Source organism: Coleofasciculus sp. H7-2, from assembly GCF_042747725.1.
Classification (GTDB): Bacteria; Cyanobacteriota; Cyanobacteriia; order Cyanobacteriales; family FACHB-T130; genus FACHB-T130.
Genome location: NZ_JBHZGO010000099.1, coordinates 53,141 through 69,552 on the forward strand (window position 1 = coordinate 53,141; position 16,412 = coordinate 69,552).

General features: G+C 49.0%; 11 protein-coding genes. 8 read left to right on the forward strand and 3 right to left on the reverse strand.

The genetic code is table 11. The annotated features are described in order from the left end of the window. Positions 1-43: 43 nt before the first annotated feature. Positions 44-889: a WGxxGxxG-CTERM domain-containing protein gene (locus ACFW2W_RS19830; protein WP_378182085.1), complete on the reverse strand. Its 846-nt coding sequence runs from the start codon at positions 887-889 to the stop codon at positions 44-46. Positions 890-2,338: 1,449 nt separating this feature from the next. Between ACFW2W_RS19830 and ACFW2W_RS19835 the strand changes: the two genes are divergently transcribed. The 8 genes from ACFW2W_RS19835 (at position 2,339) to ACFW2W_RS19870 (ending at position 12,987) form a co-directional block, all read left to right on the forward strand. Next, positions 2,339-3,724, forward strand: a complete 1,386-nt coding sequence (locus ACFW2W_RS19835; protein ID WP_378182088.1) for a glycosyltransferase family 1 protein — start codon at positions 2,339-2,341, stop codon at positions 3,722-3,724. A 136-nt stretch (positions 3,725-3,860) separates the two neighbouring features. Next, a complete protein-coding gene (glf, locus tag ACFW2W_RS19840) occupies positions 3,861-5,087 on the forward strand; it encodes a UDP-galactopyranose mutase (protein ID WP_378182091.1) in 1,227 nt (408 codons plus the stop codon). A gap of 278 nt (positions 5,088-5,365) precedes the next feature. Further along, the gene (locus tag ACFW2W_RS19845) at positions 5,366-7,600 is read left to right on the forward strand and encodes a family 1 glycosylhydrolase (protein WP_378182251.1); all 2,235 of its coding nucleotides are present in this window, start codon (positions 5,366-5,368) and stop codon (positions 7,598-7,600) included. Between the two features lie 72 nt (positions 7,601-7,672). Then, complete coding sequence (locus ACFW2W_RS19850; protein WP_378182094.1) at positions 7,673-8,095, forward strand: STAS domain-containing protein; 423 nt, start codon at positions 7,673-7,675, stop codon at positions 8,093-8,095. Between the two features lie 135 nt (positions 8,096-8,230). Further along, positions 8,231-8,464: a hypothetical protein gene (locus ACFW2W_RS19855; RefSeq protein WP_378182097.1), complete on the forward strand. Its 234-nt coding sequence runs from the start codon at positions 8,231-8,233 to the stop codon at positions 8,462-8,464. Positions 8,465-8,734: 270 nt separating this feature from the next. Beyond that, positions 8,735-10,708 (forward strand): glycoside hydrolase family 2 protein, encoded by a 1,974-nt coding sequence (locus tag ACFW2W_RS19860; RefSeq protein ID WP_378182100.1) that lies wholly within the window; start codon positions 8,735-8,737, stop codon positions 10,706-10,708. After that, positions 10,620-11,720, forward strand: a complete 1,101-nt coding sequence (galT, locus tag ACFW2W_RS19865) for a galactose-1-phosphate uridylyltransferase (RefSeq protein ID WP_378182103.1) — start codon at positions 10,620-10,622, stop codon at positions 11,718-11,720. Before ACFW2W_RS19860 ends, galT begins: the two co-directional genes overlap by 89 nt. Before the next feature lie 142 nt (positions 11,721-11,862). Next, positions 11,863-12,987, forward strand: coding sequence for a M24 family metallopeptidase (locus ACFW2W_RS19870; protein WP_378182105.1), 1,125 nt, complete (start codon positions 11,863-11,865; stop codon positions 12,985-12,987). Between the two features lie 539 nt (positions 12,988-13,526). Here ACFW2W_RS19870 and ACFW2W_RS19875 read toward each other — a convergent pair. Both ACFW2W_RS19875 and ACFW2W_RS19880 read right to left on the reverse strand, forming a co-directional pair. Further along, positions 13,527-13,898, reverse strand: coding sequence for a cupin domain-containing protein (locus ACFW2W_RS19875; RefSeq protein WP_378182108.1), 372 nt, complete (start codon positions 13,896-13,898; stop codon positions 13,527-13,529). A gap of 359 nt (positions 13,899-14,257) precedes the next feature. Continuing rightward, complete coding sequence (locus ACFW2W_RS19880) at positions 14,258-16,390, reverse strand: M3 family metallopeptidase (RefSeq protein WP_378182111.1); 2,133 nt, start codon at positions 16,388-16,390, stop codon at positions 14,258-14,260. Positions 16,391-16,412: the final 22 nt, after the last annotated feature.

The following is a 16,412-nucleotide window of genomic DNA, read 5'->3' on the forward strand; positions in this document are numbered from 1 at the left end:
TTGGGTTTTTAGCTTTGGTTTTTAAATACTTGCACACCTTGGGTTAACGCTGACGTGAAGTTTCTTGGTGCTGCTTGCGGAACAGATTAGCTAGACCGATTAGACCCAGGAAGCCTAACCAGCCCCAACTGGAGTTGCGATCGCTTCTTGCAGAGCGAACTCCTTGGTAAGAGGTGGTGTCTGAAGTCGTGCTATTGGGAGTCGTGCTACCGGGGATAGTAGTTGTATCCGAAGTGGTGCCACCAGGCGTCGTAGTCGTGGCGTCAGGAGCAGTGGTAGTCCCGGAAGTAGTGCCACTAGGCGTCGTAGTCGTGCCATAAGGAGCAGTAGAAGTCCCGGAAGTAGTGCCACCAGGCGTCGTAGTCGTGGCGTCAGGAGCAGTAGAAGTCCCGGAAGTAGTGCCACCAGGCGTCGTAGTCGTGCCGTAAGGAGCGGTGCTAGTCCCTGAAGTAGTGCCACCCGCACCCGTCGTACCGGAAGTTGCACCACCAGGAGTCGTGGTTGTACCGGAAGTGCTACCACCGGGAGTCGTGGTTGTACCGGAAGTGCTACCACCGGGAGTCGTGGTTGTACCGGAAGTAGTGCCACCAGGAATCGTGGTTGTACCGGAAGTAGTGCCACCAGGAGTCGTGGTTGTACCGGAAGTGGTACCACCCGCACCCGTTGTACCGGAAGTTGCACCACCGGGAGTCGTGGTTGTACCGGAAGTAGTGCCACCCGCACCCGTCGTACCGGAAGTTGCGCCACCTGCACCAGTGCTAGTACCGGAAGCTGAACCACCTGCACCAGTGCCAGTTTGGGCAAAAGCAGGCAGAGTTAAGGGTAGAGTAGCTAAAGTGAGGGCGAAGGTACTTGCAAAAAGAACTTTGGACAAATCAGAAGGTTTCATCGTAGTGGTTGCTCTTATTCTCTAGAACTCTGCGGCTTCCTATTATTCAAAAACGGTCTTGTCAACTTCATTGACGGCTGAATTGAGAAGACAGATATGCTTCCCGCTCATGAAGCCCCGATCTAGGACAATCGTGGTTTAGAATACGGGTCTGGAATTACCAGAGCATTTCGCTATTGTGCATCTAAGAGCGATCGCTCTTATGCAGAATAACTGCCATCATTTCCCTCTACTTCTACCTGAGGGATTGACTTGACGTTAAGTCAGTCTGTGCTTATGAATACAAACAGTTCTGTGTGGAGCTATGCTATGCTATGCTTCTCTCGATAGCACAGTACATAAGCCTAGGGATTGGTTGGGACTTTGTCATTGAGGGGAGAGTATTTTCCTTTCGTTGTGAACTTTCCTTGGCTATTTTCCCCTTTTCTCTATCTGCTTTACAGTTTCTCTGAGAAAGCGATCGCTCAACACTCAGTTTGTAACACAGAGTCAGGATTCATCACTCCTTTGGGGAGGGTGAGCTAATTCTCCCAGAGAAGTCACTATCTACTCTTCAGTAACTTGGCAAAAAAGTCTTTCCATGCAATTCCTCGAAGCATACTCCACTTTCAATAAAATTTATTAATAAATTATTAATGTGTTTATTTAAAGCACAAATAAGATTATTTTTTGTGTGGCTTTAAATATTAAAATGTTCGCAAAAAACTTTTACAAGCTTTTGTACTTGCTACCAAACGCTATGCATAAACTATAAATTATATAGATTGAGTGCTGGATTTTTTAGCTATACAAGCATTTGATTCAACGTTTACTCGATCCAATTCGAGCGATCGCGCGATCGCCAGTTTCGGCGAACACGACTCTTATTCAATAACCTGCGACGCAAGTGTCTAAAGTAATAAACCTAGCCAAACAAGTTACGTGTGATTAGGTGTGGATTGTCACTAAAGAAGATACAGCCATTGAACCTGGACGCAACAATGCTGCTACTTAGAAGCATTTTTCTTTAATTCCTGCGACCCACCCGCATCTCTTCCTTACTCCCACTAGAAGCCGTTATACGTAGAGTTTTTGTATTATTTGGCACAAACTAATTTAACATTAAATTTATTTTTTAGGAAGAAGTAGCGTCATTCCTCTGGTAGAAGCTAGAACTCAACAATAGCAATTATTTTTTTAGCAGTAACAGCAAATTCATTCTCCAGGCAGAAGTCAATGGCAAGAAAAACGGATAAATTAAGCAGAGGTGTTAAGTCAACAAAACTGCTTTAGAGTCGCAAAAAGGTAAACAAGGCAGGAAAACATACTTTCTAGCTGCTTTTTGCAGTTATAGCTAGAAATTTATTCCAAGTGTTTTTTCAGTTCAAGGTTTTCCACTTTGTTCTTATTTTTGTGTAGGTAGGCGATTCTGAAAGCTTTAATCAAATCTACAAATATCTGAGGCTATTTATGTCCCAGCCCAAAAATTTGATGAAGAATAGTGCGAGTAATGGGGGGGCATGGGAGATACAGTTCTCCTTAAAAGATGCACTTGAGTCTCCCTCAGCGAGTGCATTATCTCCAAAATTACAGTCGGATGGTTCCCAAACTTCCTTGTCAAATCCACCGGCACTTATTTGTCTGTCGCATTTGCGTTGGGATTTTGTCTACCAACGACCGCAACATCTCTTGAGCCGCTGTGCAAAGGAGCGAAGAGTATTCTTCATTGAAGAACCGATTTTAAGTTCCGATCCATCTTGGCGACTGGATGTCAGCATCCGTGAAAGTGGTGTCTCGGTGGTGGTGCCTTACTTGAGCGAAGGAATCAGTGAGGATGAAATCATAGCTGCTCAAAAGGGGATGCTCGATGATTTGTTGGCACAAGCGCAAATCCGCGAGTATATCCTGTGGTACTACACACCGATGGCGATCGCGTTCGCGCACCACTTAGATCCTCTAGTCATTATCTACGACTGCATGGATGAGCTATCGGCATTTAAGGGAGCGCCACCCGTGATGATCGAGCGCGAAGCCGAACTCTTTAACCGTGCAGATTTGGTATTTACAGGGGGACAAAGCCTTTACGAAGCCAAGCGCCACCAGCACCCGAATGTCTACGCCTTTCCCAGTAGCATTGAGAGAGCGCACTTTGCCCAAGCAAAAACTCTGACAGAAGAACCAGCCGATCAAATAAATATTCCCCACCCGCGTCTGGGATTCTTTGGGGTAATTGATGAGCGCATGGATCTTGAACTGCTGAGTGGCATTGCCCAAGCGCGACCTGACTGGCATCTGGTTGTGATTGGCCCAGTCGTCAAAATAGATCCCCAAAATCTGCCCCAATACCCCAATATTCATTATCTGGGTGGTAAATCTTATCAAGAGTTGCCTGCATATATTGCTGGGTGGGATGTGGCGTTGTTGCCTTTTGCTCGTAACGAGTCAACCCGCTTTATTAGTCCTACCAAAACTCCAGAATACCTCGCTGCTGGGAAGCCAGTCGTGTCTACCTCCATCCGGGATGTGATTCGTCCTTACGGGGAGATGGGTTTGGTGAAGATTGCAGATACAGTCGCCGATTTCGTTACCGCAGCCGAAGCAGCAATCAAGCAAAATCCTGATGAATCGGAATGGCTGAGTCAGGTAGATGCCTTCCTAGGGCAGAATTCGTGGGATTCCACTTGGGCGCGGATGATGCAACTGGTGGACGGTGTAATGGACGACGCGAGTGTATCTCAAGAATTGCGCGATCGCCTTGCCAAAACCTCAGCGTCAGAATTGGACAAGCGTGCAGGAGTTACCTCGGTTAACAAACCCAAACAAACATCCAAAAGCCAGTCCGCCCAAAGTGAATAAGGACTGGCTTTTTAGTTGAATTTCTGACTTTTCAGTTTTTCATTTTTACTTCCTACCCAAGGGTAGCCATTTCATTCCCCTTACTTGCGTAAGGATGTTAGCGCCATATTGCTATTAAATAAGCGAGGCTTTTAGAATGTTTGATTATCTTATTGTGGGTGCAGGGTTCGCTGGGAGTGTCCTTGCGGAACGGCTGGCGAGTCAGTCGGGCAAGAAGATTCTAATGGTTGATAAGCGATCGCACATTGGCGGCAACGCTTACGATCATTACGATGATGCAGGCGTTCTCGTACACAAATACGGTCCCCACATCTTTCACACCAACTCCCGCGAAGTCTTTGAGTACCTTTCCAACTTCACCGAGTGGCGATCCTACGAACACCGCGTCTTGGCAAGTGTAGACGGTCAACTGGTGCCAATCCCCATCAACCTTGACACAGTTAACAAGCTTTACGGACTGAATCTCACCTCCTTTCAACTCGAAGAATTCTTTGCCTCGGTTGCTGAGAAAAAAGAATATATCCGCACCAGTGAAGATGTGGTTGTCAGCAAGGTGGGACGGGAATTGTACGAAAAATTCTTCCGGAACTACACCCGCAAGCAATGGGGAATCGATCCCTCTGAACTCGATAAATCAGTCACCGCGCGGGTACCCACCCGCACCAATCGAGACGATCGATATTTCACCGATAGCTATCAGGCGATGCCATTGCACGGCTATACCCGGATGTTCGAGAAGATGTTGGCTAACCCGAACATCAAAATCATGCTTAACACCGATTATCGGGAGATTCAGAAAGTCATTCCGTATCGAGAAATGATTTACAGCGGACCCGTTGATGCTTACTTCGATTACCGCTACGGGAAGCTTCCCTACCGTTCCCTGGAATTCAAGCATGAAACGCTCAACAAGCCTGTGCATCAATCAGCGCCAGTCGTCAACTACCCCAACGAGCATTTATACACTCGCATCACTGAATTCAAGTACCTGACAGGACAAGAACACAATAAAACTAGCATCGTTTACGAGTTCCCCCGCGCCGAGGGAGATCCTTACTACCCGGTACCGCGCCCAGAAAATGCCGAACTCTACAAGAAATACAAGGCACTCGCTGATGCAACGTCGGGGGTGCATTTTGTAGGACGGTTGGCGACTTACAAGTATTACAACATGGATCAATGCGTGGCTCAGGCTCTCACCGTTTACAAACAGATTGGCACGAAACGCGAACCAGTCGTTTTAGAACCCGTAGAAGCGAGAAGCAACTACACCCAGAATGTTTCTCTCAATGAAATCGTTGAGCAACGCCCACAGACAGAAGTTGCAACCACAAATGGTCACGGAAAAGCGGTTAGTCATTAGTCATTAGTCAGTAGTCAACAGTCATGAGTCATTAGTGATTTGCTAATGACTAATGGTTGCTTGACTCGTTTTTACTGCCATGAACGATGAATAAAAAATCAGAAACAATAGCCATGAGTAATGGGCTACTGACACTTCATGCACAAATTAATTGGGGGTGAGGAATGGTAAAAGCAGCATTAAATAGAGAATTAATAATTAGCAATTCTGAATTAGCTCAAAACTCACTAGCAAAGCGGCACGAAGTGCTACCTAAAACTCAAAACTCAAAATTGGAGATGTGGGCTGGGGTAGAGTGTACCGTTAACCGCGTAGGCGATCGCTATTTCAACCAGTTGGAGCAAAACGGTCACAAAACGCGCTTAAGTGACCTTAATTTGTTTGCCGAACTCGGCGTGCGTGCCATCCGCTACCCCGTCCTCTGGGAACTAACCGCCCCCGATGGGCTAGAGTATGCCGATTGGTCTTGGGCGGATGAACGACTGGGACGTTTGCGAGAACTCGGTATCCGTCCCATTGTGGGTTTAGTTCACCACGGCAGCGGCCCTCATCATACTAGCCTGGTCGATCCCACCTTTGCCTCTAAGCTTGCCCAGTTCGCCCAAGCCGTGCAAGAGCGCTACCCGTGGGTGGAAAGTTACACGCCTGTCAACGAGCCGCTCACTACAGCGCGTTTTAGCGGATTATACGGTCACTGGTATCCTCACGGTCGGGATAATTTAACTTTCGTGCAGGCGTTGTTGACGCAAATCCGCGCCACGATCCTCTCGATGCGGGCAATTCGCCAAGTTAACCCGAACGCAAAGCTGGTGCAAACGGAGGACTTGTGCAAGGTGTTCAGCACGCCACAGATGGCGTACCAAGCCGATTTTGAGAATGAGCGTCGCTGGCTGAGTTTCGATCTGCTGTATGGTCGAGTGAATCGCGCTCATCTGATGTGGGAATATCTGCGTTGGGTGGGGATTAGTGAAGCTGAACTGGAGTGGTTTTTAGAAAATCCCTGTCCGCCAGACATAATTGGGATTAACCACTACTTGACGAGCGATCGCTTTCTAGATGAGCGCCTAGAACGCTATCCCCAGTGGACGCACGGGGGAAATGAGCAGCAGCAGTACGCAGATGTCGAGGCAGTGCGAGTCCGTGCTGAAGGAATCGCCGGACCATACACGCTGCTCAAAGAGACATGGGAACGCTACGGCTTGCCAATTGCGGTCACTGAAGTCCATCACGGTTGCACCCGCGAGGAACAACTGCGCTGGCTCAAAGAGGTGTGGGAGGCAGCAACCAGTCTGCGTTCTGAAGGCATTGATGTGCGTGCCATCACCGCTTGGTCGCTCCTCGGTTCCTATGACTGGACTAGCTTAGTGACGAGGGCTGATGGTCATTACGAGCCGGGGGTGTTCGACTTGCGATCGCCCAAACCCCGCCCAACAGCGCTTGCCCAAATGCTGCGCGATTTGGCACGCGGCGAGATGCCCCACCACCCCCTTCTTGATGTGCCGGGATGGTGGCACAGACCCCAGCGACTGCTCTATCCACCCGTAGAGGAGAGCAAAGGCGCAGAGGAGCAGGGGCGCAAAAACCCAGAAACGCAAAAGCCAACAGATGCATTACACTCAGCACTCAGTCCTCAGCACCTCAGCACCTCAGCACTCCATTCTTCCTCACCGCGTGCGATCGCCATTATTGGAGCTACAGGGACGCTGGGGAAAGCTTTTGCTCGAATTTGCGACATCCGGGGTATACCCTATAAGCTCCTCAACCGTCAGGAACTGGATATTGCCGATCCGGCATCGGTTGATAAGGCACTGGCTGAACTCAAGCCTTGGGCGGTTGTAAATGCTGCTGGATACGTTCGCGTAGACGATGCGGAGCGCGAACCGGATGCTTGTCGGCGCGAAAACGCGGTTGGTCCTGCAACTCTCGCGGCTGCTTGCGCGAGGCGGAAAGTGGCGCTGCTCACCTTCTCATCGGATCTTGTATTTGATGGGACTCGTGTTGCTCCTTATGTGGAGAGCGATGCCGTTGCACCGCTCAATGTGTATGGACGCAGCAAAGTAGAAGCCGAGTTGCGAGTTCTAGAGTTTCATCCCTCGTCGCTTGTCGTTCGCACCAGCGCCTTCTTCGGGCCGTGGGACGAGTACAACTTCATTACAATGGCACTCCGCACCCTAGCGGCAGGAAAACCCTTTATTGCGGCAGAAGATGCGGTCGTTTCACCAACCTATGTTCCGGATCTGGTCAATGCCAGTCTTGATCTCTTAATTGATAGCGAGAGCGGTTTGTGGCACATTGCGAACCCTGGTGAGAGTTCTTGGGCAGACTTGGCACGGTTTGCCGCCAAGCAAGCAGGTTTCGATGCTACCCAAATTGAAGCTTGTCCCATGCAAGCGCTCAGGCTATTGGCACCGCGCCCAATCTACAGCGTTTTGGGCAGCGAACGGGGGGTACTGTTACCGTCGCTGGAAAATGCGATCGCCCGCTACTTCCATGAATCCAAGATTTCCCTGTAAAGATCGCTACTTTAATTCACTTTATGGTGGGCACTTCCCACCTTACTCCATTTAGTCATTGAGGCTTTTAAGATGAACGTTCTTTTTAAAATCGTTAAGTCCCCAGATATTTTTGATAGCTCTAAAGCAGCTCAGTTTCATCAAGAAATTGAGAATCTAGTCGATGCGGGAGTCAAACTTGTTCTACTCGACCTCAAAAATGTCACTTTTATCAGTAGTTCTGGCTTAATGGCTCTCGTTTCAATTGTCAGGCTTACCAGATCCACGGGTTGCAAACTTTTACTTTATTCCAAGAGCGAACAGGTCAGAATTTTATTGGAGATGACGGGTTTAGAGCAAGTTTTGGAAACCTTTAATAATTCGGAAGAATTTCCAAATTTAGGAAGCCTAGCGCGAACTAATCTTAATCCAATATCAGACCCATTGCCAAAGCCAGTATATTCCCCCAAACTGAAGTCTACCAGCTCGCCAATCCAGCCTGCTTCCGCACGTTAAATCGTTTGTTTCTCGCTATTTGCCTCCAGAATTGGAGCGTGTGTTCCTTCGGATTACCGGCGATACTTTAGTTAACCAGTAACTGAAGGAAATTCCTCAGCGGTATTCTGATATTGATTTGACTTTGCTGCACTTGTGTGGAACAAAAGCATTCAGAATTCTTCTGACAATGGATGCCAAGCAAGGAGTAAAGGCAATTCAAGCGATCGCTCGCCGCACGCCATCCCAATTCACTACAACGAATACACGATTTTTAAATCGCCGTTAGAGGATTTTATGCAGGTTGTTATCGCAGCGGGACTCGAACAAAAAGTCAGGTATCTCAGTCACGGCGAGACTGACAATTTTGAGGTGCCGATAACACAGTAACCGGATGTATTGCGTGAGACGCAACATACTTTTATCCTGAAAAGATTACCAAAATGGTGTAGTCATGACTATAGCCATTACTTATCCTCTAAATGGCATCAAATAGCCCTAGTCGTTAAGTTGGATTTTTGCTGGAAACAAATTAAAACTTAAATTGCTCAAATCCAGACTGTGTAGACATTTAAACAATTTTATATAAAATAACCAAAAACAGTTAATAGTCGGATCTTTATGGGTAATCTAGATATATAACCTTGGATAGATGACTATATGCACTCTTTGGGGAAGTGGCTGGAAAATTGTTATGTCGCATCTGGCGGCGCTACTCAGTCTGATTTTGAGCAGCTCGAAAGAGCGTATCCGCGTCCGCAGTTACAGCGATCGCACTGGATTTGTCTCAACGGCTCCTGGAAGTTTACCTATGACGATGATGGGAAAATAACTCGACCCTCAGATATTCCTGAGTGGACGCATACAATTGAAGTTCCCTTCGCTCCAGAATCCTCAAAAAGTGGCATTGGCGACACGGGTTTTCACGCAAACTGCTGGTATGAGCGGGAATTTAACATCGTCAAGGGTGAAGGTCGGGTGCTTCTCCACTTCGGGGCGGTAGATTATCGTGCCCGCGTGTGGATCAACGGTCAATTTATGGCTGACCATGAAGGCGGACATACTCCCTTCAGCATCGATATTACGCCAGTATTTAATGAAAACGGGCCGCAACGGATAACAGTCTGGGCGCAAGACGACCCCCAGGACTTAGCGAAACCGCGTGGTAAGCAAGATTGGCAACTGGAACCGCACAGTATTTGGTACCCGCGCACCACTGGGATTTGGCAGACCGTTTGGGCAGAGATCGTTCCTTCAACTTATATTGAGCGCATCCGCTGGACGCCGCACTTTGAGCGTTGGGAGATTGGCTTTGAAGCTTTTGTAGCGGGTGAACAGTGCGATGGCATTGAGGTGAAGGTAAAACTAACTGTTGGCTGCCAGTTGCTAGTCAACGATACCTATGAAGTAATCCACGGGGAGATTCACCGACGCATTGCCCTTTCTGACCCTGGCATTGACGACTACCGCAACGAGTTGCTGTGGAGTCCGGAGAAGCCAACTTTGATCGATGCGGAGGTGCAGTTGTGGTCTAATGGCGAGTTGCTGGATGAAATCAAGTCTTATACCGCAATGCGGACGGTGGGAATCCAGCGCGATCGCTTTATGCTCAATGGTCGTCCCTACTATCTGCGACTGGTTCTAGACCAAGGCTATTGGCCTGAGACTCTGATGACCGCACCTTCCGATGAAGCGTTGCGGCGCGATGTTGAGCTAGTCAAAGCAATGGGATTCAACGGGGTTCGCAAGCACCAAAAGATTGAAGACCCCCGCTTCTTGTATTGGGCAGATGTGCTAGGACTGATGGTTTGGGAAGAAATGCCCAGCGCCTATCGCTTCTCGCCTAAAGCGGTGGAACGGATTACTAAGGAGTGGACTGAGGTCATTGAACGCGATGCCAGCCATCCTTGCGTTGTCGTCTGGGTGCCCTTCAACGAATCTTGGGGCGTTCCCGACTTGACGGCGACGGAAGCCCACCAGCACTGCGTCCAAGCACTGTATCACTTGACCAAGACTCTTGACCCGACTCGCCCTGTCATCGGCAACGACGGCTGGGAGAGTGCGGCAACTGATATCCTGGCTATCCACGATTATGATAATAAGCCGACTCGGTTGGCAAAGCGCTATGGCCCAGAGGTGAAGCTATCAGACCTCTTCGATCGCCAGCGTCCGGGTGGGCGCGTTCTAACGCTGGACGGCTATCCCCATCAAGGACAGCCGATCATGCTGACTGAGTTTGGCGGCATTGCTTATGCGGGTCGGGAAGATAAAAAAGCTTGGGGATATGTGCGTTCCCATGATGTCTCCGAACTGCAAATCAGGTATACGGCGCTACTAGATGTGGTGAACAGAGTCGAATTATTTAGCGGTTTTTGTTACACCCAGTTGACGGATACCTACCAGGAAGCTAACGGACTGCTATATGCCGACCGAACTCCGAAATTCCCCTTAGAAGCGATCGCATATGCGACTCTAGGCAGGGGTGAGGAAGACGAAGAGGACGTTATGCTCACAACAGTTAAAGCTGCATGGCGGCAAGAGGAAAATGTATTCCCAGGAGCTGTTGAAGCCGGATGGTCGCAAGCTGATTCTATACAGCAGATTCCCCATTGCGGAGGAAATTACAACCACTAGCCCTAGTAATGAACCAGTCGCCGCGAATCCTCACCTGCGCTGGCATCCGTTGCGGGGCGAATGGGTTGCTTATGCAAGTCACCGTCAGGGGCGGACTTTTATGCCGCCCCCAGAATACAATCCGCTTTCCCCCACCAAAGATCCTCAGTTTCCGACAGAACTCCCCCAAGGGAAATATGATATGGCGGTGTTCGACAACCGCTTTCCCTCAATGGCTTTGACGGCGCACGATCCACCTGCCAGCATTGTGCAAACTCTCCCGGCAAACGGCGCGTGCGAAGTGGTGGTATTTACGCAAGATCCGCAAGCTTCCCTCGGTTCCCTGGAATTAGATCAATTGGAGTTATTGTTGCAAGTTTGGGGCGATCGCACTCGCGCTTTGGGCGAAACGCCGCAGATTCAGTATGTACTGCCCTTCGAGAACAAAGGGGTTGAGATGGGGGTGACTCTGCAGCATCCCCACGGGCAAATCTACGCCTATCCCTTTGTCCCACCCGTCCCAGCGCGGATGTTAGAGAGGCAACAAGCTTATTATCAGGAGCATCAGCGGGGTTTACTGCAAGATTTGATCCAAAAAGAGATTTTGGATAACCAGCGAATTATTTATCTAGATGAGGAAGCGATCGCCTTTGTCCCCGCTTTCGCCCGTTACCCTTACGAAGTCTGGATTGCCCCGATTCAGCCCGTCGCTACATTTGTGGATCTGAGGGCACAACAGCGTCAAGGACTCGCCAAAGCCTTAAAAACTGTCACTCTCAAGTATGACGGCTTGTGGAATCGTCCTTTCCCTTACTTGATGGCGTGGTTCCAAGCACCCACAGATGGAAATCCGCACCCAGAAGCACACTTGCACGCAGAGTTGTATCCTCCCTATCGGACTCAGGATCGGCTCAAGTATCTGGCGGGAACCGAACTAGCCGCAGGAATGTTTGCGAATGATGCGCTTCCGGAGGAGAAGGCGAAGGAGTTACAAGCTGTCGCGATCGCACTTGAAAATCCCCTGCGGTTGTGAAATTAAAACTTAACACCCTTCCCACCTCTCCCTAACCCTCTCCTAACAGGAAAGGGAAGCGGAATAAATATTTTTATACGGGGAAGAACTCCGGTTCCCCTCCCCGAAACGGAGAGGGGTTTTTTGGTGTAAAAGGTGAGTTATGAATCAACTTAGTGAAGAAGTCTCTCAGAAGCTAGAGTTAATCCGAAACGCCTTAACGGAAGCTGAAGCGCAGGGTTTGCGATTGCGCGGCACAGATTGGTTCGCCTGGGCGACTGCTGGCGGTTCCAACACCGTACTGCTGACGGCTGAAACTGGAGTTGCAGAAGTGCTGGTGACTGCCGAAGATGCCTGGATATTAACCGATGAAATCGAAGCGCAACGGTTAAAAGATGAGGAAATACCCGGAAATTTCCAGTTTTACGTCAATCCTTGGGCAGATGCACAAAAGCGGGAGTCTTTTGTGCGCGAGGCGACCAATGGAGGGGAAATTTTAAGCGATCGCCCCAGCGTTAGCGCTCCTAGCCCTGCTCGCTCCATCCCTCACGTCGAAAAGCGATTACCCGCATCTCTACAACAGCATAAACGCACCCTGATGTCAAGTGAGCTGGAGCGATATCGCCAGCTAGGGCGTCAGGCAAGCGAAGCGATGACAGAGGTACTCAAAGCCGCTAAGCCGGATTGGACAGAATATCAGCTTGCCGGTGCGGGTGCCGAGGCGTTGTGGGCGAGGGGGATACATCCAGCGCTAACTCTAGTAGCTGGCGAGAGGCGTTTGCCGCTGTACCGTCATGCTACCGCCACTGGCGAAGAGATTGGACGGCAAGCGATGCTGGTATTTTGCGCGAGAAGACATGGTTTGTATGCGAATCTTACCCGATTTGTCTCATTTGGTGCGTCCGATGAACACGCCAAACTGCACGGTGATGTTCGCCAAATTGAAGCGGAAGTCTTGAATTTTTTAAAGCCTGGAATCGCTCTGAATGCAGTTTATGACACTTTAGCCAATACTTATCAAAAGCATGGATATCATAATGCCATGCGCGAACATCATCAGGGTGGAACTACGGGATATTTGGCTAGAGAAGTTGTGGCAAATCCAAAGACTAATGACACCTTAGAAGAAAACATGGCTGTAGCTTGGAATCCAAGTTTACCAGGTGCAAAGATTGAAGATACTTTTGTAATTCTCGACAATGGATTGGAAAATCTAACTTTCGATCCAAATTTTCCTAGTGTTGAAGTAGCAGGAAGATTGCGCCCTGTGCCTTTAGAAATTGGATAATGTAGGGGCTTTCGCATTCGGGCGAAAATATAGTGGGTAATTTCAGATATGTATTCCCGAATGCGAAAGCCCTGTTTGCTTATCTGTAACCCAAAATGGGTATGGGTTTTATGAGTTTTGCTATCCCTCTCCTCATCCTACAAATAATTAGCTCCATCTACTTAGCTCAAGTCTAGCCAATCCCGCCCGGAACTCAAGTTCCGGGCTAATAGCTCAAGTCCACTAAAGTGGACTGGGGAAGAACTTCAGTCCACTAAAGTGGACTTGAGCTATTAGCCTGGGGTTTAAACCCCAGGCGGGTAATGCGACTGGTGCAAGATGTGAGTTAAAGTCGACTGAAGCTATTAACTCTACTAAAATGGACTGGGGAAGAACTTCAGTCCACTAAAGTGGACTTGAGCTATTAGCCTGGGGTTTAAACCCCAGGCGGGTAATGCGACTGGTGCAAGATGTGAGTTTAAGCCGAATTAAGCTATTAGCTAAAGATTTAAATCCTCAGGGGGTAAGTTAGGTTATCATGCAGCCTTCTTTTTCAGCAATCAGCTAACTGCTACACTATCTCCTGACTTCGAGGGCCACCGGACAGTTAGAATGGTACAATCTGACTCAGCAGACCAAGAATGGGGCACACCTGGAGACCAGAGAACGTAGTCACCTTCACGAGACAGTAAGACTTCTTGCTCTGGAAATTGAAGGCGAAATCGTCCTTGAATCAGGACAGAAAGTGTAGTTGCTTCCGCGTTCATTGCCCACTCGGATCTGCCGTCTCCTGCTGGGTGAATCCCCCATTTTACTTCTAGGCTGGAAGTCGAACGAATGTCATCGGTTGGGTTTATAAAATGACCGAGAAACCAACCAGAACGACTTGCACCTTCACTATGAGCATTCCCAACAACAACTTTAGACTGCATTCGCTAATCCTGGCTTCTATGCAAGCATCAATTTTATAAAACTGCACCTTCACTATGAGCATTCCCAACAACAACTTTAGACTGCATTCGCTAATCCTGGCTTCTATGCAAGCATCAATTTTATAAAACTCAGCAAAATTTTCAAGTCGGATGACTGAGCTTTGTTAATACCAGGACTTACGCAAAGCTTATACATATAGCGTTTTTTCGGGTTCAATCCCCCTGTGGTTGCCCTTACTATGTGGTGATGTTGCGTAAGTCCTGAATACACAAAGAATGTGCAAAATATCAGGAATTGTAGAGACGCGAAATTCTACGTCTCTACAGGATGGGATTTCTACTCCAGGCGAAATGGTTCCTTAACGCGACGCCACGGCTAAGCCGCTATGCCGCAGTAAAGGTTCGGTACTCGGTTCGCGTCCCCGGAAGGACTTGAACACTTCCATCGGGTGCAAGCTACCACCCAACGCCAATACGGTATCGCGGAAGCGCTTACCTGTAGAAGCTACAGCCGTCTCATCTTCTAAGCCAGCATCTTCAAAAGCTGCAAAGGCATCAGCACTGAGAACTTCAGCCCATTTGTAGCTGTAATAACCCGCCGCATAGCCGCCAGCAAAGATATGTCCAAACCCGCATAAAAAGGCGTCTTCTGGCAGAGGGGACAAAATTGTCGTGGTTTTGGCAATGCGGTTCCGCACATCAGCCACAGTTTCATTCCCACCCGGTTGATAGCGATGGTGGAGTTCGATGTCAACTAAGCTAAAGTGCAATTGCCGCAGGGTGCCAGTACCGCTCATGTAGTTGCGTGCTGCCAAAAGCTTTTGGTAATAATGCTCTGGTAAGGTTTCGCCTGTTTCGTAGTGCTTCGCCATTCCCATCAAAGTGGGTCGGTCATAGCACCAGTTTTCCATGAACTGGCTGGGTAATTCTACAGCATCCCATTCCACATTGTTGATGCCTGCCGCCCCAGGATAATCTACCTTGGTTAGCATATGTTGCAACCCGTGACCGAACTCGTGAAATAAGGTTTCTACTTCGCCAAAGGTCATCAGGCTGGGTTTGCCATCGACTGGGGGGGTTTGGTTGCAGACCAAATAGGCGACGGGTAAGCGTGTGGTGGGCGTGCCAGCTTCGATAATTTTGGCACGGACTAGGCACTCATCCATCCAGGCACCGCCGCGCTTTTCGGCTGGACGGCTGAAAGGATCTAAATAGAAATAAGCGATCGCATTGCCCGTTTCATCGGCAATCTGGAAGTAACGCACATCCTGATGCCACACTGGGGCTTGACCATCAGCCGCCGTGACGGTAATGCCAAATAACCGCTTTACGAGGCTGAATAGCCCATCTAGCACTTGCGGTAGCGGGAAATAAGGGCGTAACTCTTCTGCACTGAAGGCGAACTTTTCTTCCCGCTGGCGTTCCGACCAAAAACTGATATCCCAGTGCTTCAAGTCGCTGCTTTCTGCGGCTCCTTTACTAGCAGCATAAGCTTTTAATTCTTCTAATTCCTTCTTGGCAGCATCATAACTAGCGCCGCGCAGTTCTTCTAGCAGCGCCTCCACTGCCTCAACGCTGGGAGCCATTTTTCGGGCTAAGCTTAACTCGGCAAAACTGTCAAAACCGAGTAGCTTTGCCTTTTCTTGTCGCAGTTGCAAAATGCGCTCAATGAGTGGGGTGTTATCCAACTTGCCACTCGATGCACGGCTGATATAGGCTTTATAAAGCTTTTCGCGCCAGTCCCGACGAGTGCTGTGCTGCATGAAAGGACCAAAGCTGGGAAAATCCAGAGTGATGCGCCAGGGGCCATTTTCAGGGGTGGCGTTTTCTTCGCCAGCAGCACGGGCAGTTTGAGCGGCTAGACTAATTAAACTGGACGGTAAGCCGTCAACTTCGTCTTTGCTAGTCAGCGTCAAGCTAAACGCTTTGGTGGCGTCAAGGACGTGGTTGCCAAACTTAGTGGAAAGTTCTGCTAATTCCAGTTGAATGGCATTAAAGCGAGCTTTCTCCGAAAGGGCTTCGCCTACGCGCTTTTCTCCTTCCAACCCAATACCGGAAAGTTCGGCATCTTTGATCGCTGATTCTACAATACGCTTTTGGGCTGATTCCAGGCTATCTGGGCGATCGCTATTTTGCAGTGCCTTAAATGCTTCATACAGCGGCTTACTTTGGTTCAGCTTATTGGAAAACTGCACCACTTTTGGCTGCACGGTTTCTTGAGCTTCGCGCAGTTCGGGGCTATTCTTCACAGCCATCAAATGACCGACAATGCCCCAACTCCAGGTTAAACGTTCTACCAGTTGTTGGAGTGGTTCGACTAAACCGCTCCAAGTCGGCTCTACCTGGGTTTCTAGGGTGGCAAGTTCCTGTTCTAGTTCAGCCAGTAGCTGCGTCATCCCCGGAACGATGTGTTCCGGCTTGATGGCATCAAATGGGGGCAGCCCTTTGCCGATGAGTAACGGGTTATCAATAACAATGGCGTTTGCACTCATAGGTGATTTGTTCGTAAACGTG

Excerpts from the sequence above, each read along its gene's own strand:
- galT (WP_378182103.1), top strand. The coding sequence starts at position 10,620 with ATGTATTCCCAGGAGCTGTTGAAGCCGGATGGTCGCAAGCTGATTCTA.
- ACFW2W_RS19835 (WP_378182088.1), top strand. The coding sequence starts at position 2,339 with ATGTCCCAGCCCAAAAATTTGATGAAGAATAGTGCGAGTAATGGGGGG.
- glf (WP_378182091.1), top strand. The coding sequence starts at position 3,861 with ATGTTTGATTATCTTATTGTGGGTGCAGGGTTCGCTGGGAGTGTCCTT.
- ACFW2W_RS19870 (WP_378182105.1), top strand. The coding sequence starts at position 11,863 with ATGAATCAACTTAGTGAAGAAGTCTCTCAGAAGCTAGAGTTAATCCGA.
- ACFW2W_RS19845 (WP_378182251.1), top strand. The coding sequence starts at position 5,366 with ATGTGGGCTGGGGTAGAGTGTACCGTTAACCGCGTAGGCGATCGCTAT.
- ACFW2W_RS19860 (WP_378182100.1), top strand. The coding sequence starts at position 8,735 with ATGCACTCTTTGGGGAAGTGGCTGGAAAATTGTTATGTCGCATCTGGC.
- ACFW2W_RS19880 (WP_378182111.1), bottom strand. The coding sequence starts at position 16,390 with ATGAGTGCAAACGCCATTGTTATTGATAACCCGTTACTCATCGGCAAA.
- ACFW2W_RS19830 (WP_378182085.1), bottom strand. The coding sequence starts at position 889 with ATGAAACCTTCTGATTTGTCCAAAGTTCTTTTTGCAAGTACCTTCGCC.
- ACFW2W_RS19875 (WP_378182108.1), bottom strand. The coding sequence starts at position 13,898 with ATGCAGTCTAAAGTTGTTGTTGGGAATGCTCATAGTGAAGGTGCAAGT.
- ACFW2W_RS19850 (WP_378182094.1), top strand. The coding sequence starts at position 7,673 with ATGAACGTTCTTTTTAAAATCGTTAAGTCCCCAGATATTTTTGATAGC.